This is a genomic window from Xanthomonas sp. NCPPB 1068 (genome assembly GCF_041479385.2).
Lineage (GTDB): Bacteria > Pseudomonadota > Gammaproteobacteria > Xanthomonadales > Xanthomonadaceae > Xanthomonas > Xanthomonas cannabis.
Genome location: NZ_CM192986.1, coordinates 147,360 through 166,981, shown reverse-complemented (window position 1 = coordinate 166,981; position 19,622 = coordinate 147,360). Strand labels below are relative to the sequence as shown.

The window sequence follows — 19,622 nt, the reverse complement described above, 5'->3', positions numbered from 1 at the left end:
AGTGGTAGTTGGCTTTATCGGGCTTGCCCTCATCCGCCCTTCGGGCACCTTCTCCCGCGTGCGGGAGAAGGGACGGTCTTCCCCTCATCCGCCCTTCGGGCCCCTTCTCCCGCGTGTGGGAGAAGGGCTTGGTGTGTTGGGTTATTGGCTGTTTTGTTCGGTTGCCGGCTTGGCTGGGGTGGGTAGAGCGAGTTTGTTGTTGAGGTCGGTAATCTCTGGGGCGTTGCTTTCGGTCACCACACGCAACTGCGCGGTTTTTAGATTTGCGGCATTGGTTAGCGGCAGGCGTACCTGGGTGGTGATCGGATGCAGATCGCGTGGTGCGGCAAGTGCCGGAAACGCGGCCCGCGCCAACTCCTTGCCACGCGCATCCTCCAACACCACAAAGCCCGCCGGCGCATCGGCATGACCCAGGCTATGCACGGTCACTTCGATAGCGTCTGCGGTCACACGCACGTCGCCGTGGCCGATGCCCAGGTCCGGGCGTAGTTCGACCGGGGTGGCTTCTGCAATGCGTTCGAGCTGCAGGACGGTGGTGCGGCCTGCGGGGAAGTCGATGTCGATGGTTGCGCTTTTTTCGAAAGCGCGCTCTTGCGTCTTGGCATTGCTGTCGAGCTTGCCGTCATTGGCTTTGCTCACGCCCTGGGTGATGCGCCATTGGCCCGGGGCAACGTTCCAGCCGGTCATGCTGGCGCGCTGGTTTTTATTCGATGTGTTGTAGGCGATGACGGTGAAGCGGTCTTGCCGGGGTGCGGGGATGGCGATGGCCACTTGCGTGGCGGCCTCTGGATCGGCGAAGCGCCAGCTCACGGTGTGGCCGGGGTAGGTCTGGTTGCGCTTGAGCGCCACGCCGCCTAAGCGTGCGCGTTGCAGGTTGACGGTGGGGGATTCTACGCGGTCGCTCCACCAGTGGCCTTCGGTGTTCATGTAGAAGTTCTGCAGTTTCTCCCGCGCCTCGCTGCGGTAAATGGCGGCGAGATAATCCAGATTGCCGGTCTGCTCCCAGGCCACGTGGTGCGGGAAGTCCGGGGCGCTGCCATCGTCTTTATTTGCGGCATCGATGAGCTTGGCGCTCCAGTCATTGCGCTTGCCCATGACATCGAGAAAGTTTTCGTTGAGCAGCGACAGGCCGTTGGGGCCGCTGTTTGCGACGCGGTAGTCGATCGGCTTGAGATAGCGATCTTCGCCGGTGAAGCGGTAGGCGGCCCAGAAGGTGTGCAAGGTGTCGGCGCCGCCGCTGCCTTCGAACAGTTCGCCGCCGCGGGTTTTGCCGGTTTGCCAGTTGATCTCGTTAGGCAGGGCCCAGTTGCCCTTGGCGTTGGTGTAGGCGTGGGCGAGGTAGCCATCCGCTAAGCCGGTGACGATGCGGCGGCTGTTGGGGTCGGCGTTATAGCCGCCCAGCAGGATGGCCGGGTGCACGATGGGGAAGGAGTACGGTTTTTGCCATTGCCAGTTGGGCTCGCGGTAGACGGTGCGGCCGCCGAACCAGTTGCTGGCAAACAGCAGGTGGCCTTGCGGGTTGACCTGGATGATGGTGTCGAAGGCCTTGACGGTTTCCATCAGGCGCTCGACGGTGCGCGGGTCGCCCCAGTTGAGGTACAGCAGGGCGCTGTTGAGGTTGATGCCCTCCTCGTAGGAATGCAGCTCGTCGGTTTCGATGGTGGACAGGCCGTTGGTGAACATGCCGTTGCGGTAGTTGGCATCGGACAGCGCCAGCATGGAGGCGTTGAGCATGTCCGGGTCCACGCCCATCAGCGCGACACCGGGCCACTGCTGCACCAGGTCCGAATCATCCGAGATGCCGCCGCCGAAATCGCCGTAGGCCACCTGGCGCTGCTCGATCCACCAGCGGATGTAGCGGCGGGTGGCACTGAGGTCCTGCAGCTGCCAGAACGCCCAGGCGGGCACGCCCTTGGGCACGGCCGGCATGTCCACGGGCAGCGTGCCCTGGTTGGCGTAGCTGATGTCGTTCCAGTACTGGCGGCCGAGGGCGTGGTCCGGGTCGACGCGCAGCAGGTCGGTGATGTCGGCGTCCAGGCGCTTGTAGAGCAGCTGGCGCTTGGAGGTGGTGTGCTCCTCGACAAGAAAGCCCCAGTTGTCCTTGACCTGGTTGAAGCGGTCGGCAACGTGCTCTTTGATGGCCTCGTTGCGCGGCTTGAACACCAGTTGCAGCTGGGTGCCGTCGAGCGCGTTGGCATCGAAGCCGGGCGCGGCGGCGGCGATGCTGAGCATCAGGCTGTCGTTGCTGAGGATTCTGTCGCGCAGGTCCAGCCACAGCGTGCGGGCCTGGCCGGGGGCGACGGCGACCGAGACATCGATCATGTCGCGTGCAGGCCAGATGGGGTCCTTGATGCGGATGTTGAGCGGGATGCTGCCGTTGTGGGTGGCCGGCAGGTTGAGCGCGGGCAAGGTGATGGCGATGCCGTCCAGGCCGTCGTGCATATTTTCCCAGCCGTAGGACCAGCTGCGCATCAGCGCCTGGTCCGGCGGCGGATCGCCAAGGCTGGACGGCACCAAGATGTGCACGATGGGCTGCTGCGCGCTTGCTGCGGCCTTGTCGCTGGGGCGCTTGCGGGCCGGTGCCTTGGTGGGCAGCGCGATGACGGTCTGGCGCTCGCCCGGCGGGTAGCGGCCGGCGATGACACCGCGCAGTTCGGCGAGGTTGTCGTAGTCGGGCTGGATGTCGCTGCGCACGGTGTAGCTGAGTTGCGCGCTGCCCTTGGGTACCTGCCCCGGTTGCACGTTATAGGCCCAGATTTCCTGGATGGGCGTTTCCTGCGCGGTGTTGGCAAACCGCAGCGTGCCGCCGCGGCGCTCGGGGAACTGGTCCACGCTGCGCACCACGCCTTGTGCGCGTGCGAACAGCGGTTGCGCCTGCGCGGCGCTTGCACCGGCAGCAGTGGGCGCGGTGTAGCTGGCCTGGCCGTAGGCGGCGCCGCGCAGCTCGATGCGGTTGACCGGCTCGTCCGGCAGGGTGAGGTCCAGCGCCTTGCCGCCTTCGACGTAGGTGTTCCAGTCCGGCAGCTGGAAGTAGTCGTTGCGGCCGGGCAAGCGCGAGCGGTTGTAGACGCCGGGCCAGGTGGTTTCGGCAATGCCGTCGGTGGCTTTCCACATCCATTGCTTGAGGTCGCGCGCATCGGTGAATTCCACCTTGCGGATGCGGGTGACCGGTGCGGTGAGTGGGGGCGGTGTGTGGCCGTTGTCCCAGCCGTAGCGGTGCAGGAAGGCGGTGTGCTGCGCGTCGCTGGTGGCGGGGACGGCGGTGGTGGGTTCCTGCAGACGTGCGAGCGCGCTGGCGCCTGCGCCGTCGAGCATGCGGTCGTAGATGCGAATCTCGTCGAAGTCGCTGCCGCGCAGGAAGTTGTAGCGGCTCTGCACCTGGTGCGGCGACATCACGCGGCCAGCCAGGCCGAACTGATCCAGCGCGGCGTCGTAATCGAGCGCGCCGCCGTTGGCGCAAGGCGCACCGCAGTCCACGCGTGCGGCTTCCTTGCCATCGACATACAGGCGCACGCCCTGGGTTTCGTCCCACGCAAACGCAATGTGGGTCCAGTCGCTGGGGGCCGGGGCCTTGTCGAGCTTGAAGGAGACACGGGTGCGCGCGAGGTTGGCGTCGGTGACGAAAGCATCGAAGCCGTGGCCGTTCCAGTCGATGCGCAGCCAGGCCATGTCCCAGCTGGTGTGGTCGGCATAGCCGACGCGGAAGATCACGAACGGCGCTTCGCCCACCGGGTAGCGCGAACGCCAGAAGAAGCCGAGCGTGCCGCGCTGGGTGTAGAGGTTGCCGGGCGCATTCCACGACAGCACGCCGTCGTCGGCCCATTCGATGGCGTTGCCGCGTTTGCCGGTGGGCACCAGGGCGATCTTGTCGCGGAAGTTGGGCACGCCATCGCCGCGGGCGACATCCGCGTCCAGGCTGCGATCGGCAGACACGCGGAACAGCAGTTCCGGTGCCGCAACGGAAGCCGCGCTTGCCGGCAACGCGGTCAGACACACCACACCCATCAAAAGCTTCAGCACGCTTACCTCACTTCAAAAGACGTCGCCGCGCGGGGGCGCCGCGCGGCGGGGGAGAGCGGCTAACAGAACGTAGCGAGCAGTCGTCAGGTGGGTGCGGACGGCGCGCTCAGAACCGGAGTGTACGAGTGGTACATGCCGATTCCGAGCACCGGCCGCACCCGCTTGGCGGCTGCGCAGGTGTTCTGTTGGCCGCTCTCACTGTTACAGACCGTTGGCAGTACGCCACTTCGGGATGTCTTCCTTCAACAGCTTGTCTGGCCAGGTGCCATGCCAGGCATAACCGACGCGGCGTTCGTTGGGCACCTTCATGTAGTCGGTCAATGCAACGCCTTCCCGGTTGGCATAGAGCGGGCGTTGATTCTGCAGGTCGTAGAAGCGTGTCCACAAGGAGGCGCCCGGTTGCGCGATGAGGATCACGTCCTTGCCGGTTTCTTGGGTGGGGTCGTCGATCTTCTTGGTGGCCAGGTCGCGCATGCGGTGGGTATCGAACCAGACAGCCGCCGCTTGCACAGCGGTCTTGATCTTGGCCGAGGGGTTGGGCTGGCGCATCAGAAAGCGCACGATGCTCACCGACTCGCCGGACGACAACGAAGCCAGCTCATACGCGCGCGCCTTGGCCGGCTTGAGGGTGACCTCATCGTATTGCGCGCCCCAGATGGTGAGCGTGCCGCCGATCTTGACCTGGGTGGCGAGCACGCATTCCAGGCCCTTGGCCACGGCCTGGGTGGACTTGGCGCCGTGGCTGCCACGCAACTGCGCGCCGGTGTCGCCCTTGCCCTCGCCGATGTCCTGCAACAGGTTGAGCACGCGCACCATGGCGTCGTCGTTGTAGGTGATCTGGTGGTGGTAGGACGACAGGTCCGGGTAAAACTGCGGCCAGCCGCCATTGGCGTATTGCGCCTTGAGCAGGTAGTCCACGCCACGCCTTGCGGCGGCGATGTACTTGGCGTTCTTTTCGTTCTTGAACGCGGTGGCCAGATAGCCGATTTCGTAGGTGGTGGCCTTGTTGTCGATGGTGGCATCGTCCTTGCGGCCGGGCTGCTGCAGTTCGGCGATTTCTGCAGCGGTGAAGGTGCGCGTGTAATCCACCGCCACGCCCTTGTACTGCTTGGACCAGCCACCGGAGGCGGTCTGCAGCAGCAGCATGTTGTCGGCGATGGTGTCGGCCATGGCCGAGAGCGGGGCCAGCAGCAGCGCGCCGGTCAACGCGAAGGTTGAGAACTTGATCATCAGAACGGCCTCCAGGTGCCGAGGATGGCGGTGCGGTCTTGCGCGGCGGCCTGGGCAGCGGTGAGCTGGCGCGACCATTTCACGCGGCGCGAGGGGTTGGCGCCGGCGCCGCTGCTCTGGTATTCGCTGTAGCGGGCGGTGGCCTCGTTGGCGGCGTTGCCCCAGTTGTTCCAGCCTTCGGGCAGGATGTGCGCGCCGAGCTGGCTGCTGATGAAGCTGACGCTGGCATAGGGGCGCCACGGGCGGCCCAGGTGCACGCGGCTGACGCCGCTGGCGGCGGTGACGCGGGCATTGCGGAACACGAAGCCGCGTGCGGCCTCCTGCGGGGTGGAGGCGGCGGTGAGATAGCCATCGCCCAGCGAGTGCAGCTGCACGTTCTCGAACAAGGCGGTGCCGGCGCCAAAGACAAAATCCACGGTGCCTTCGACGTAGCAATCGAGGAAATACGACAGCTTGGCGCCACGCAGATAGAGCGTGTCCTGGTAGCCGAGAAAGCGCACGTTGCGGAACGCGGCGCGGTCGCCATCCACGCGCACCGCCACCGCCTGCCCGACCGGGCCGGCGTGATTGCCGAAGCTCAGTTTTTCTGCAGTGAAGTCGTTGCCGGCGATGATGACGCTGGACGATCCGGAGGTACCGTATTCGGCACCGGTGGCCGGATTGATGCGCGAAGCGTAATTGTCGTAGGTGATGACGGTCTGGGTGGCGCCGGCGCCGGTGAGCTTGAGCGCCGGTGCGTTGGACGGCACCACGATCAGTTCCTGGTAGGTACCGGCGCCGATGTTGATCTGCGCGCGCTTGCCGCCCTGCACGGCGGCGTCGATGGCGGCCTGTACGGTGCGGTAGCCGGCGCTGCCCTGCTTGGCCACGGTGTAGACCGGGTCGGCGGCAAAGGCGACGCTGCTGCCCAGCGACAGCCCGGCCAGCACGGCGGTGGCGACGAAGGTGCGTAACACGTTCCTGCGATGCGGTTGCATGCGTTGCTCCTGTCAGAACTTGTAGCGCGCGCCGATGTAGTACTGACGCCCGGTGACGGTGTACTTGTCGGGCAGTTCCAGCGTGGAATCGACGTAGCGGCGGTCGGGGGTGTCGAGCAGGTTGATCGCCTCGAAGGTCAGCGAGATGTGGTCGTTGAGCTTGTAGGACATGTTGAAGTCGACGTTTTCAACGCTGTATTTGCCGGTGACATCGGCAGTGACCAGGCGACGCCCATCCAGGTCGTAGACGTCTTCCTGGGCGAGGATGTTGTTGATGTAGCCATCGCGGTAGCTGGTGGACACGCGCGCACTGAAGCGGCCGTCGTCGTAATAGACGGTGGCGTTGTAGGACTGCGGCGAGAGGTTGAGCAGGTCGCGCTCGGTGGCGGTGGTGGTGATGCTGGTGTTGCTGTTGCCGGCGGTACTGAACAGGTAATTGATCTTGGAATCGACCTGGGTGTAGTTGAGCTGGATGCCGAAGTTGCGCCAGAAGCCGGGCAAGAAGTCGAAGGCCTGCTGGTAGGTCAGCTCGAAGCCCTTGAGCGGGCCGCCGGGGGTGTTGAAGTAGCTCTGCACATTGAAGATGGTGTCCGGCGTAAAGCCTGCCGGCAGCAGGTCCAGCGAGTAGCCCATCGCCTCCCAGGTGCTGAGCACGCGGGTGCGCTGCACGTAGCTGTCGATGTCCTTGTAGAACACCGCCGCCGACAGCAGCGAGCCTTCGCGGAAATACCACTCGGCGCTGAGGTCGTAGTTGGTGGAGCGGAACGGGTCGAGCTTGGGGTTGCCCAGGTTGATCGAGAAGAAGCGCCCGTCGTCGAAATACTGGGTGGGCCCACCGCTGACGCTGGGCGACAGGTACGCCAGCGTGGGGCGTGCCATGGTCTTGGCCGCACCGAAGCGCAGCACCACCTCATCGCTGAAATCCCACGACAGGTTCAACGACGGCAGCACATCGCGGTAGTTGTGGTTGACGGTGGTGGGCACCAGCAGGCGCTCGCCGGCTGCGGCGGTGGCGCTGGCCACGCCGAAGAACGATTCGCAGTTGGGCGAGATGGCGCCGGCCGCGGTGGCGGTGCACGGCGCATAGCCGCTGGCGGCGATCTGCGTCTGCACATAGCGCACGCCCAGGTTTCCGCGCAGCGCGCGGCCCCACAGGTCGGTGTTGAAATCCAGCTGCAGGTAGGTGCCCAGGCTCTTTTCGTTGACCGCGAAATTGTTGTTGGACGAGCCGAAGTGGCCGACATCGGCCAGGCGGTAGTCGCCACCGGGCACGCCGGTGTCGCAGTTGCAATTGATGTTGAGCAGGTCGGCGACTTTCTGGAAATCCGGAATCACCCAGGTGGTGGGGAAGCTGCCGTTCAAGCTGCGGCCGAAGCCGTCCAGATTGGTGCTCAGGTCATTGACGCCCACACCGGCCGGCAACGCTTGCGCCAGGCGGCCGTAAGAGATGTTGCGCGACTCCGACGTGTCCATGTCGTAGTTCTTGTAGGCCAGCCCGGTGCGGAAGGTGAAGGTGGGGCTGATGTTGAATTCCAGATCCACCTTGGCGGTGTCGAAGGTGTTGCCCACCGTCTGCGGGTTGAGCCGCACCTCGCTGATGTTGGTGCCGCGCGCGGTGCCGTTGCTGTTGACCGGCACTGCGCCGTAGCCCAGCCACTGCCAGTTGTTGGGGTTACCCGCGTCGAACGGGAAACTCATGCTGGGGTAATCGCCACCGCCGCGCCGGTCCAGCACGAAGCCGTCCAGATTGGTGTTGTCGAAACTCACCATCGAAAACTCGGGGCGTTCGTAGTCCGAGGTCGAATGGCCGACCAAGGCATTGACGCGCACCTGGTCGTTGAAGCGGTGCTGCAGGTCCAGGCTGAATTGCTTGAACTCGGTGGATTCTTCGATGTTGCTGGATTCGGTGCGGAAGTCGACGTTGTCGAACACGCCATAGGTGAGGCGGTTCTGGTCGTCCACCTGCGCCTGCCGCACGGCAATCTGGGTCTTGCCGCCGAAGTTGGCGGTGCGGTGCAGGTTGGCACCAACCGAGTCTTCGCGCTGGTCCTTGTCCAGCTTGGAATACAGCATGTCGAAGTTCAGCAGGGTGTCGTCGCTGACCTTGAATTGCAGTGCGCCGGTGACGCCCAGCCGTTTGATTTCATGATCGGTACGGATGTAGCGCGGGTAGCGCGGAATCCAGGCGTTGGTGGCGGTTTCGTAGGCCTGGATGTTCTCCGGCGTATTGGCCGGGCGCGGGATGCCGGTGCCGCAATTGGTGGCGCTGATGCCGTAGCTGCCCCAGCCGTTGTTGCGGTCCTGGTTGGCCTGCGAACCGACCCCGGCAGGGGTTTCATTGGCCAGCGGGTTGCGCGGGGTCTGCGGGTTGTAGCCCACCGGCGAACAGAAACCATAGGTGCCGTTGTTGGTGGCGGTGCTCTGGTTGGAGTTGCGGTAGTTGCCGTGCTCCCAACGCACCGGGTTGTAGCCTTCTTCGCGCAGGTGGCGCTCGCTATACGAGACCGACATCAACGCGCCGACGCGGCCATCGGCCCAGATGTTGCTGATCAGACCGGAGAAACGCGGATCTTTTTCGCGCGAGAGATCGTTGTAGCCGTACTGCGTGGACGCAGCCGCTTCGAAGCCGTCGAAGTCGAACGGGCGCGAGCCGCGCAGGTCGACCGTGGCGCCCAGTGAGCCTTCGTCCATCTGTGCCGACTGGGTCTTGCTGATGGTGACGCGGCTGAAGAGTTCGGAAGCGAAGGTATTGAAGTCGAAGCCGCGGCTGCGGTTGACGCCATCGCTGCCGCTGCCGGCGGTGGCCAGGGCTTCCAGGCCGTTGATGCGCACGCGGGTGAAGTCCGAGCCCAGGCCGCGCACGGAGATCTGCTTGCCCTCGCCGCCTTCGCGGTCGATGGAGACGCCGGCGATGCGCTGCATCGATTCGGCCAGATTCAGGTCGGGAAACTTGCCGATGTCTTCGGCGTAGATGGCATCCACCTGCTCCACGCTGTAGCGCTTGGCATCGAGTGATTGCTGCAGGCTTTCGCGATAAGTGGCCTTGACCTGCACGCGGTCCAGATCCACCGCGTCGGTGGTCGGCGCGGGGGCGGTCTGCGCCACGGCTGCGGCTGCGTGCAGTGCCAGGACAATGGCCACCGACAGACGCGCGGTGGGCAGGCGGGCGGCCGCCAATGCGGCGGGACGACGCGAACGGACTTGCATGATGCACTCACTCCGGTGGCACTGCTGCAAAGACGCATGCAGCCCCCCCACAGGCCCGCGGCGTCGAATCGATATGCGCCGCCGGCGACACGGCAAGCCTCATGCGATGGCGTGCGCGGTGGTGCGGCAGCGGCTAGAAACAGCACGCCCACCGCGTTGCAGACGCCCACCTCGGGTGGGCGCAGACGCAAGCGCGATCAGGCGTTGAAAGAGGCCCGCTGCGCATGTGCGCAGCGGGCGGGCGACACTCAGAACTTGTAGCGCAGGCCCAGCAGGTACTGCCGGCCGGTTTCGGCGTATTGCAGCGGCAACTGGCCGGTGCGCGGCGACGACACCCACTCGTCGGAGGCTTCGTTGGTGAGGTTGATGCCTTCCAGGCTCAGCTCCAGCTGCTTGCTGATCTTGTAGCGCAGCGAGGCGTCGAGCATGGTGGTGCCGGTCATGCCATGCACGCCGTCGACGTTGAAGCCGGCTTCCGCACCCGGTGCCTGGGTGAGGTAATCGTCGCGGTTGGTGGCCGAGACGCGGCCGGCGAACATGTCGCCTTCGTAGAACAGCGTGGCGTTCCACGACGAGCGCGACAGGCCGAGCAGGTCGTTCTTCATCACCGGCGCGCCGCTGCTGGCCAGGTACTGGATCTGCGAATCGACCCAGGTGTAGTTGAGCTGCACGCCCAGGTTGGCCCACTTGCCCGGCAGGAAGGTGAAGGGCTGGGTGTAGTTGGCTTCCACGCCCTTCAGTTCGCCGCCCGGGGTGTTGAGCGGGATGCTGAAGGCGAAGTCGTCGTTGACGGTGGCGCCGGTGCCTTCCAGCAATTCGGCCGGCAGGCCGCTGCTGGAATACGGACGCACTTCGCGCGCGGTCTGGATGAAGCTCTCGATGTCCTTGTAGAACACGCCGACGCCGAGCATGGCGCCTTCGTTGAAGTACCACTCCAGGCCGAGGTCGACGTTGGTGGCTTCGATCGGGTCCAGGTCCGGGTTGCCGCCGGCCACGGTGCGCGCACCGCCGGCCACCGCCACCGTCACGCCGGGGGTGAGGCTGCCCAGGCCGGGACGCGACATCACCTTGGCCGCGCCAAGACGCAGCAACAGGTCAGGGGCCAGCTCGGCCACCAGGTTGAACGAGGGCAGCGTGTTGCTGTACTTGCGGCCCACCGTGGTCAGCGCCGGTGCGTTGTTGATCAGCGCAAAGCCGGTGGATTCCTGCTCGGTCTCCACGTAGCGCACACCGAAATTACCCGACAGCGGGATGGAGCCCAGGTCGGTGGAGAACTCGCCCATCAACCACACGCCGCGGTCTTTTTCTTCCACGCTGCGGCTGTTGTTGACGCGCGGGGCCACGGCGAAGGTGCCGCTGTTGCTGTAGATGCCGAACTGGTTGGCCACCGCATCCAGGTTGGGCACCACCCACGCCGCCGGGCTGCCGTTGATGCCCTTGAGCCCGGCCTGTTCGTTGAGGTCGGCCGGCACGATGCGCGTGCCATTGGCGAAGGTGGGCACGGCCAGCTCGTTGGCGCGACGCAGTTCGACGGTGCTGAAGCTGTAGTTCTTGGCCAGTACGCCGCCCTTGAGGCGGAAACCGGGGCTGATGTTCCAGTTGAAGTCGATCTGGCCGGTGTCGAAGTCGTTGTCCACCGACTGCGGACGCAGGCGGATTTCGGCCAGCTCCCAGCCATTGGGATTGGTCGGGTCGATGCCGTAGTTCAGCACCGGCGCGCGGCTGTTGCCACGGTAGTCGTAGCTGTACCCGTCGACGTCGTACTTGTCCATGATGATGGTGGTCTGCACCGGGTTCTCGTGCGCAGAGCGCGAGGTACCAACGCGGGCATTGACGCTGAAGGCATCGTTGAAGCGGTGCTCGACATCGAAGCTGATCTGCTTGAACTCGGTGTTCCACTCGTCGTGGCGGTTTTCCGAGCGGATGTCGACGTTGTCGAATTCGCCATAGACCAGCGCGTTGTTGCGGATCTCGCCGTTGCGCACGACGGTGGCCGGCTTGCCGACGAGCACGGGGCGCGCATTGCCGCCGCGGCTGAAGGAGATCGCCTCGATGTAGTGCTCGTCGCGCTTGGCGTCGATCTTGGAATACAGCGCATCCAGCGACAGTGTGGTGCGGTCGGACGGCTTCCACTGCAGCGAGCCGGTGACGCCCAGACGCTGCTGGTCGTGGATCTGCTGGGTGTAGCGCGGGAAGCGCGGGTGGTAGACATCGGCCGAACGCGCGGCGGCAAACGGGGAGGCGGCACTGAAGCCACCGTTGCTGGGGCCGTTGGCCCAACGGCCGGTGTTGGCGCCTTCTTCCAGCACCTCGCGCTCGGTGTAGGCCACCGAGAGCAGCGCACCGAAGGTGTTGTCGGCCCAGGTGTTGGCGATCAACCCGGCCACGCGCGGGTTGGCCTTTTCGGCCATCGCGTTATAGGCAGCCTGGCCGCTGGCGGCGAATGTGAAGCCGTTGTAGTCGAACGGGCGCGCGGTGCGCAGGTCGACGGTGGCGCCCAGCGAGCCTTCTTCCACGTCCGCCGAGGCGGTCTTGCGCGCGATCAGCTGCGAGAACAGGTCCGAGGCGAACACGTTGAAGTCGAAGCCGCGGCCGCGGTTGGTGCCGCCGCTCTGGTCGCCGGCGCCCACGGTGGTGAGCGCTTCCATGCCGTTGATGCGCACGCGGGTGAACTCCGGGCCCAGGCCACGCACCGAAATGGCGCGGCCTTCGCCGGCTTCACGGGTGATCACCACGCCGGGGATGCGCTGCAGCGATTCGGCCAGGTTGAGGTCGGGAAACTTGCCGATGTCCTCGGCGACGATGGCATCGACCACGCCGGCTTCGCCACGCTTGATGTCCAGGGCCTTTTCCACGCTGGCGCGGTAGCCGGTCACCGTGACGGTGTCCAGGTCCACGGCGGGCTCGGCAGGTGGGGCGGCGGCGTCCTGCGCGGCGGCGTGGCCGCTCAGCGCCAGGCCGATCGACAGTGCCAGCAAGGTAACCGGTGTCTTCCGGCTGGTGGTCCGAAATTGCATGTCCTCCCCTCCCAAGGGTCCATGAACAATGTGAAATGCGGGGGTGTGAGCGGCAATGACACCGCTGGTCAAAACGACGTTACCAGCTGAATCGTCGTTCAACATCTTGCAGCGCAGCAGAAATGCGTCCGGATTTCGCCTAAATGGGGCGCAAGCCGTCACGCCGTGTCGCATAGTCGGTCTCACCCGCCGTGTTCCGGGAGGGCTAGAATGACACCGATGGTCATCGTAACGCGCTGCGGGTCCCCCACCCCGTGACGCACCACACAGCCGAGGTAGTGCCGCATGAGTCGAACCCGCATCCTGTGTTTTGGAGAGTTGTTGCTGCGCCTGGGGGCGCCTGGCCACGCGCTGCTGTTGCAGCAGCCTCGGCTGGACGTGCACTGCGGTGGTGCGGAGGCCAATGTCGGCGTCTCGCTGGCGCATTTCGGCCATGAGGTGGCCATGGTCAGCACGGTGGCGGACAACCCGCTGGGCGCGGCGGTGCTGGGCGAGCTGCGCCGCCACGACGTGGACACGCGCCACGTGCGGCGGGTGGACGGCCGCATGGGCCTGTACTTCCTGACCACCGGTGCGATCCACCGCCCCAGCGAGGTGGTCTACGACCGCGCCGACTCGGCGTTTGCGCTGGCACCGGCCGATGCCTACGACTGGCCTGCGCTGCTGGAGGGCGTGCAGTGGCTGCATCTGTCCGGGGTGAGCCCGGCGCTGGGCGCGGACGTGGCACAGGCCACGCTGGCGGCGGCACGCGCCGCACGTGCGGCCGGGGTCAAGGTGTCGTTCGACGGCAATTACCGGCCCAAGCTGTGGCAGCGCTGGCAGGGCGATGCGCGCGGCATCCTGCACCAGCTCTTCGCATGTGCGGATGTGGTGTTTGCCGACTACCGCGACATCGGCGTGGTGCTGGGCGGCGAGTTCCCGCAGGACACCCTGGAGGCGCGCGTGGAAGCGGCCGCGCAACAGGCATTTGCCGCATTCCCGCAGCTGCAGTTGATGGCCTGCACCCAGCGCGTGGCGCACAACGTGGACCACCACAGCCTGGGCGCGATGCTGGTGCCGCGCGAAGGCGCGGTGGCACGCGCGCCCAGCGAGGAACTGACCCCCATCATCGACCGCATTGGCGGTGGCGACGCGTTTGCGGCCGGCGTGCTGCACGGGTTGATCGAGGGCTGGCCGCTGGAGGACACGGTGCGCTTCGGCCTGGCGGCGGGTTGTTTGAAGCATTCGATTCCGGGCGACTTCAATCCGCTGTCGGTGGCCGAGGTGCAGGCGTGCGTGGGGGATGCGCGGTTTGATGTGCGGCGCTGAATCGGGAGTGGAGAATCGGGAGTGGAGAATCGGGAATGGGGAATGGGGAATCGGAAAGCGGCGCGTGCTGCGCGTATTTCTCCCTTCTCCCCTCGGGACATTGTCCCCCTTTATGGGGGAGAAGCTGCCCGAAGGGCGGATGAGGGTATGGCCGCTCGACGTTGCGCCATCTGCCCGCGTTGACCCAATGACGGCGTTACAGGTTCGTCGACCAACTCACCGGACGCCGCGACGCAAGCACCGCACAAGCGCCTCATATCAGCGCGCGCCGATACCACATCGCGCCGCGGAGCCAAACCACCACTGCCCCGCCCTATAAAAAAAACAGCCGACATCACTGCCGGCCGTTTTTCATCTCGCTATGCGCCGGGAAACTCAAAGAATCAGGGAACCACGCTCTTGCGATTCCCGATTCCCGATTTCCGATTTCCGATTCCCGATTTCTCACCCCAACTCGATGCAATCGAAGGTGACATCCGTCGCCACATCGGCGTCGTAGTCCACATCGTCGCGCTCGAAGCCGAACAGCTTGAGGAATTCGTGCTTGTAACCGGCGTAGTCGGTGAGCTGGAACAGGTTCTCGGTGGTGACCTGCGGCCATAGCGCCTTGCAGGCGTCCTGCACGTCGTCGCGCAGTTCCCAGTCGTCCAGGCGCAGGCGGTTTTCGTCGTCCACCTCGGCCGGCTGGCCGTCTTCGCGGTACAGGCGCTCGCGGAACAGGCGGTCGAGCTGTTCGATGGTGCCTTCGTGCAGGCCCTTTTCCTTCATGATCTTGTAGACCATGGAGATGTACAGCGGCATCACCGGGATGGCCGCGCTGGCCTGGGTGACCACCGACTTGAGCACCGCCACATTGGCGCCGCCGCCACGCTGGGCCAGGCGCGCATTCAAGCGCTGCGCGGTGTGGTCCAGATCCACCTTGGCCTTGCCGAGTGCGCCATGCCAGTAGATCGGCCAGGTGATCTCGGTGCCGATATAGCTGAAGGCCACGCTGCGCGCGCCGTCGGCGAGCACGCCGGCGCCGTCCAGCGCGTCGATCCACAGTTCCCAATCCTGCCCGCCCATCACGGTGATGGTGTCTTCGATCTCCTGCGCGCTGGCCGGCTCGATCGAGGCCTGGATGATGCTGTCCTTGTTGGTGTCGATGGCGGTGGCGGTGTAGGTCTGGCCGATCGGCTTGAGCGCCGAGCGCTTGACTTCACCGCTGCCCGGCAGCTTGCGCACCGGCGAGGCCAGCGAATACACCACCAGATCGACCTGCCCGCCCATTTCGGTCTTGATCAGCTCGATCACCTTCTCGCGCGCCGCATCCGAGAACGCATCGCCATTGATCGACTTGCTATACAGCCCGGCGGCCTTGGCATGCTTGTCGAACGCGGCCGAGTTGTACCAGCCGGCGGTACCGGCCTTGGTGGCGGTGCCGGGCTTTTCGAAGAACACGCCCAGCGTGTCGGCGCCGAAGCCGAATGCGGCGGTGATGCGCGAGGCCAGGCCGTAACCGCTGGACGCGCCGATCACCAGCACCTTCTTTGGGCCGTCGTGACGCACGCCCCGCGCGCGCGTGGCGGCGATCTGCTCGAGCACATTGCGCTCGCAGCCAAGCGGATGCGTGGTGGTGCAGATGAAACCGCGCACTTTGGGATGGATGATCAACGTGGACTCCTGGTCAGCAAGATGCTGGCGGCATCTTAGTGCGTGTGACGCGCGCGAAACAGCCTGATGCACAACACACGCTGCTGTATGGAGACGCACGTGGCGGCGGTGCCAGGGGCTTCTGGCCGCTTTCACCGATCGCGCCACACCGGCGGCGCGCTGCGTGCACGCAGAGTGCATAAAGCGCGACGTTGGGCAATTGCGGCCGTCACGGCTGTGGTATTTTCGGCCCTGCCGTGCCGTGCCGTGCCTGGCCGCGCCTGTTGGCGATCGTCAAGGCCCCTTCCAGTTGTGCGACCGGTGTCCGAGTGCATGTCCCTTCGTAGCGAGCGCGTCACGCAGCTGGGCTCCGTTCCGCGGTTCCGCCTGGGCCCGTTGCTGGTCGAACCCGAGCGCCTGGCGCTGATCGACGACGGCCGGACCATCACGCTGGAACCGCGCATGATGGAAGTGCTGATCGCCCTGGCCGAGCGCGCCGGCGAGGTGGTCAGTGCCGAGCAGTTGCTGATCGAGGTGTGGCACGGCAGCTTCTACGGCGACAACCCGGTGCACAAGACCATCGCCCAGCTGCGCCGCAAGTTGGGCGACGACAGCCGCCAGCCGCGTTTTATCGAAACCATCCGCAAACGCGGCTATCGCCTGCTGCCCACGGTGGTGTTTCCGCAGGATTATCGCGGCGCAGTGCTGGGCAGCCAGCACTGGGCGCACGGCAGCCCGTACGTGGGGCTGCAGGCCTTCGACCCGGCACATGCGCAGGTGTTTTTCGGGCGTAGCCATGCCATTGCGCAGGTGGCGGCCGCAGTGCGTGCGCAGTTGCACAGCCGGCGCGGGCTGGTGCTGGTGAGCGGCGCCAGCGGCTGCGGCAAGACCTCGTTGCTGCGGGCAGGCGTGGTGCCGTTGCTGTGCCAGCCCGGCGGGCTGGATGGGCTGGAAGCGGTGGCGGTGGCGTATTGCAACCTGGCGCAGTGCCGCGGCGGCGACGTGCTGGACACGCTCGCGCGCGCACTGGGCGAATGGGCGCCGGGCGACCGTGCGGTGTTTTCGCCGGCACAGGCGGCACACCTGCCCGGGTGGCTGCAGCAGCCCGCTCCGCTGCATGCGGCCATCGAGGAAGCCATGCGCCACTGCGCCCCGGCGCGCGACAGCGTGCCGAGCCAGCGGCATCTGCTGCTGGTGATCGACCACGCCGAAGCGATGGTGGCCACACCCGGCATCACCGACGCCGATCGCGCGGCGCTGGCCACGGCCTTGCAGGCACTGTGCGCCAGCGCGCACGTGGCAGTGCTGATGGGCACCCGCAGCGATTTTTATCCGCGCCTGATCGATGTATTGCCGGATATCGTCGAGCTCAAACGCGGCGACGGGCATGTGGACCTGTTGCCGCCGCGCGATGGCGAGATCGGCCAGATCATCCGCGTGCCGGCTGCAATGGCGGGGCTGCGCTTCGAGGAAGACCACGACAGTGCCAGCCACCTGGACGATGTGCTGCGCGATGCCACCGCGCGCCAGCCCGATGCCTTGCCGTTGCTGCAACACCTGCTGCAGGCCTTGCACGCGCAACGCAGCGCCGATGGCCTGCTGACCTTTGCGGCGTACCGCGCCCTGGGCGGGCTGGAAGGCGCACTGGCGCATCATGCCGAGCACACCTTCGGCGCACTGCCGGCAGATGTACAGGCCGCGCTCGGCGAGGTGCTGACGTTGCTGAGCGTGATCCACCCCGACAGCGATGCGGTGACCGCGCGGCGTGCGCTGTGGGCCGCATTGCCTCACGGCAGCGGCGCACGCGTGTTGGTCGATGCGTTCGTGCATGCGCGGCTGTTCGTCAGCGAACTGGTGGCCGGCGAGCCGGGCTTTGCGGTCGCGCACGAAGCGGTGTTGCGGCAATGGCCGCGCGCGGCCGAGTGGATCCATGAAAACCGCCGCCTGCTGCAGGCACGCAAACGCCTGCACCTGGCCGCGCAACGCTGGGCCGCCGAGGGCCGGCGCACCGACCACCTGCTCAACAGCGGCCGCCCGCTGAGCGAAGCGCGCGAAGCGGCGCGGCGCATGCCGCAGGACCTGGATGCGTCGGAGCTGGCGTTCCTGCGCGCCTGCGAACGCTCGCAACGCCAGCGCCGCGGCCTGTACGCCGCCGCCGCCGCATTGCTGGTGATGCTGGCCAGCGCCTCGCTGCTGCTCGGCTGGCAGGCACGCCAGGCCCAGCAGGTGGCCGAACAACGCCGCGACCAGGCGCAGCAACTGGTGGGCTACATGCTGGGCGACCTGGCCGAGCAGTTGCGCACCGTGGGCAACCTGACATTGCTCGATAGCGTGGGCAGCCGCGCGCTGCGGTATCTGGAAGATTTGCCTAGCGCGAGCATGCACACCGGCGACCTGATCAACCACGCCCGCGCACTGCGCACCATCGGCGAGGTGTTGATGAATCAGGGCAAGCTGAAAGAGGCGCAGGCCGCTTTCACGCGTGCCGCCGCCACCGCCGAACAGGCGCGTCTGCATGCGCCCGACGTGCTGGAGGCACGTGCCGAAATGGGGCAGGCGGCGTTCTGGCTGGGGAGCATGGCCTATCGCGGCAAGCAGTTTCCGTTGGCCAGGACGCATTGGTCGCACTACCTGGCCGCCAGTGAGTGGCTGGTGCGCACCGCCCCGGATAACCCTCGCTGGCAGCTGGAGCTGTCGTACGCGCTCAACAATCTCGGCATGCTGGCCATGGCACAGGGCGATGCCCGGACGGCAATCGGTTTTTTTGCGCGCGACATTGCGCTCAAGCGTGTGCTGATCGCACGGAGTCCGGACAACGCATCGCTGCGCTACGAGTTGATCGACAGCTTGTCGGGGCTGAGCCTGGCGCAGGAGAACCAGGGCTTGTTGGCGCCTGCCGAGCAGGGCTACCGCGACCAGATCGCGATGCTACGCGTGCTGGTGGAGACAGATCCGGATGCCAATGCCTGGCAACGGCGTCTGGCGGTGTCGCTGATCCGCGTCTCCAATCTGGCGTTGGTGCAAGGCCACCTGCTACAGGCGCAACGCGACGCACAGGACAGCGTGCGCATGCTGCAGCCGTTGGTCGCACTGCAGCCGGACAACCAGACCTGGCGCAGCGATCTGGGGCATGCCTACGCGCAGGCCGGCTGGATCGCGGCACTGGACGGGCATTCCGATCAAGCCAGGCAGCAACTTGGCCAGGCGCATCACACCATGACCCGGCTGCTGCAACAGTCGCAGCCGCTGCCGGACTGGCAGTTGCTGGATGCCATCATCGAGATGCGCCTGCACCGCATTCACGCTGCCAACGCAGGCGATCTCGATCGAATCGTTGCGCGCGTGGATGCATTGCATCACGCCAAGCCCGACGATCTGTCGGCCATCTCGACGTTGGCCCTGGCACTGGTCTGGCAGGGCGAACACCGCGCGGCAACCGGCGATCACGAGGGCGCCCGTGCAGCATGGCAGCGCGTGGTGACACTGCTCGGCAAGGATGCCGGCAACAGCCGCGACAAGAACCTGCTCGACCCCTGGATTCGCGCCCACGTGCATCTGGGCCAGCGCTCTGCCGTTACGCAACAGCTCGGATGGCTGTACCAGGCGGGCTACCGCCACCCGGGGTTTGTCTCCTTCTATGCCCCGCCTCTCAAGGAACAGGACAAGTCATGACGGATTTCAGTATCAAGCTCACGGTGGCGCGGGTGGGATTTGGAGGAAATACAGGCGCTGGCGAATATTTCTACAGCTTTGCTCCGGACCTGCTGATTGTCGACAAGGACGACGGTGTCTCGACGTTGACGTATCACTTCGACGAAGACGTTGTTCCGAAGCATTTCATCATCAAGAGCCTGCTGACGACCGATGCATTCAAACAAATCGGTGACCCCGTCATCGCCCCTGACGGCCGCAGCGTCGAAGTCGTCAACGCCAACAGCGTCCCCACGTTGATCTTTCTGACCATCATCGTCGAAGACCCAACCCGCACGGACAAGAAGGGCAACAAAGTCTGGTTCAGTTGCGATCCCCAGGTCGGCAACGACCCGAAGATCAACCCGCAGGAAGTACCGCCAATCAATAAGGGCAAATAACAAGACGACTGCGCTCAGCATCAGGCGGGCGCGGCCGGCGCTCGGCGCAGCATGCACCACGCGTCCATTGCGATGCCTGTGCGCCGGCCGCACCCACCTGACGACTGCTCGCCAGGTTTTTGGAGCATCGCTCAAGGCGT

General features: G+C 65.7%; 9 protein-coding genes and 2 other RNA genes. 4 read left to right on the top strand and 7 right to left on the bottom strand.

Annotated features, from left to right (window positions below; translation table 11 throughout):
- Window positions 1-141 precede the first annotated feature (141 nt).
- The 6 genes from ACCQ12_RS00705 to ACCQ12_RS00680 form a co-directional block, all read right to left on the bottom strand.
- Complete coding sequence (locus ACCQ12_RS00705) at window positions 142-4,005, bottom strand: LamG-like jellyroll fold domain-containing protein (protein WP_372383524.1); 3,864 nt, start codon at window positions 4,003-4,005, stop codon at window positions 142-144.
- Window positions 4,006-4,077: 72 nt separating this feature from the next.
- A non-coding RNA gene (locus ACCQ12_RS00700) (sX9 sRNA) lies at window positions 4,078-4,154 on the bottom strand.
- A gap of 67 nt (window positions 4,155-4,221) precedes the next feature.
- On the bottom strand, window positions 4,222-5,250 hold the full coding sequence (gene pelA / locus ACCQ12_RS00695) for a pectate lyase (protein ID WP_372382686.1): 1,029 nt from the start codon (window positions 5,248-5,250) through the stop codon (window positions 4,222-4,224).
- Window positions 5,250-6,227, bottom strand: a complete 978-nt coding sequence (locus ACCQ12_RS00690) for a pectinesterase family protein (protein ID WP_372382685.1) — start codon at window positions 6,225-6,227, stop codon at window positions 5,250-5,252. The genes pelA and ACCQ12_RS00690 overlap by 1 nt, the downstream gene beginning before the upstream one ends.
- A 12-nt stretch (window positions 6,228-6,239) precedes the next feature.
- Window positions 6,240-9,434 (bottom strand): TonB-dependent receptor, encoded by a 3,195-nt coding sequence (locus tag ACCQ12_RS00685; RefSeq protein ID WP_372382684.1) that lies wholly within the window; start codon window positions 9,432-9,434, stop codon window positions 6,240-6,242.
- A gap of 248 nt (window positions 9,435-9,682) precedes the next feature.
- Window positions 9,683-12,451, bottom strand: a complete 2,769-nt coding sequence (locus ACCQ12_RS00680; RefSeq protein WP_372382683.1) for a TonB-dependent receptor — start codon at window positions 12,449-12,451, stop codon at window positions 9,683-9,685.
- Between the two features lie 285 nt (window positions 12,452-12,736).
- On the opposite strand from ACCQ12_RS00680, the gene ACCQ12_RS00675 reads away from it, so the two are divergent.
- Window positions 12,737-13,759 (top strand): PfkB family carbohydrate kinase, encoded by a 1,023-nt coding sequence (locus ACCQ12_RS00675; RefSeq protein ID WP_372382682.1) that lies wholly within the window; start codon window positions 12,737-12,739, stop codon window positions 13,757-13,759.
- A 444-nt stretch (window positions 13,760-14,203) separates the two neighbouring features.
- On the opposite strand, the gene fabV is transcribed toward ACCQ12_RS00675, so the two are convergent.
- The gene (fabV, locus tag ACCQ12_RS00670) at window positions 14,204-15,412 is read right to left on the bottom strand and encodes an enoyl-ACP reductase FabV (RefSeq protein WP_372382681.1); all 1,209 of its coding nucleotides are present in this window, start codon (window positions 15,410-15,412) and stop codon (window positions 14,204-14,206) included.
- Window positions 15,413-15,724: 312 nt separating this feature from the next.
- Here fabV and ACCQ12_RS00665 point away from each other — a divergent pair, with 312 nt between their 5' ends.
- From ACCQ12_RS00665 to ACCQ12_RS00655, 3 genes are all read left to right on the top strand, one after another.
- Window positions 15,725-19,063: an nSTAND1 domain-containing NTPase gene (locus ACCQ12_RS00665; protein ID WP_372382680.1), complete on the top strand. Its 3,339-nt coding sequence runs from the start codon at window positions 15,725-15,727 to the stop codon at window positions 19,061-19,063.
- The gene (locus ACCQ12_RS00660; protein ID WP_184442605.1) at window positions 19,060-19,482 is read left to right on the top strand and encodes a hypothetical protein; all 423 of its coding nucleotides are present in this window, start codon (window positions 19,060-19,062) and stop codon (window positions 19,480-19,482) included. Before ACCQ12_RS00665 ends, ACCQ12_RS00660 begins: the two co-directional genes overlap by 4 nt.
- A gap of 51 nt (window positions 19,483-19,533) precedes the next feature.
- A non-coding RNA gene (locus ACCQ12_RS00655) (sX9 sRNA) lies at window positions 19,534-19,609 on the top strand.
- The last annotated feature ends 13 nt before the right edge of the window (window positions 19,610-19,622 follow it).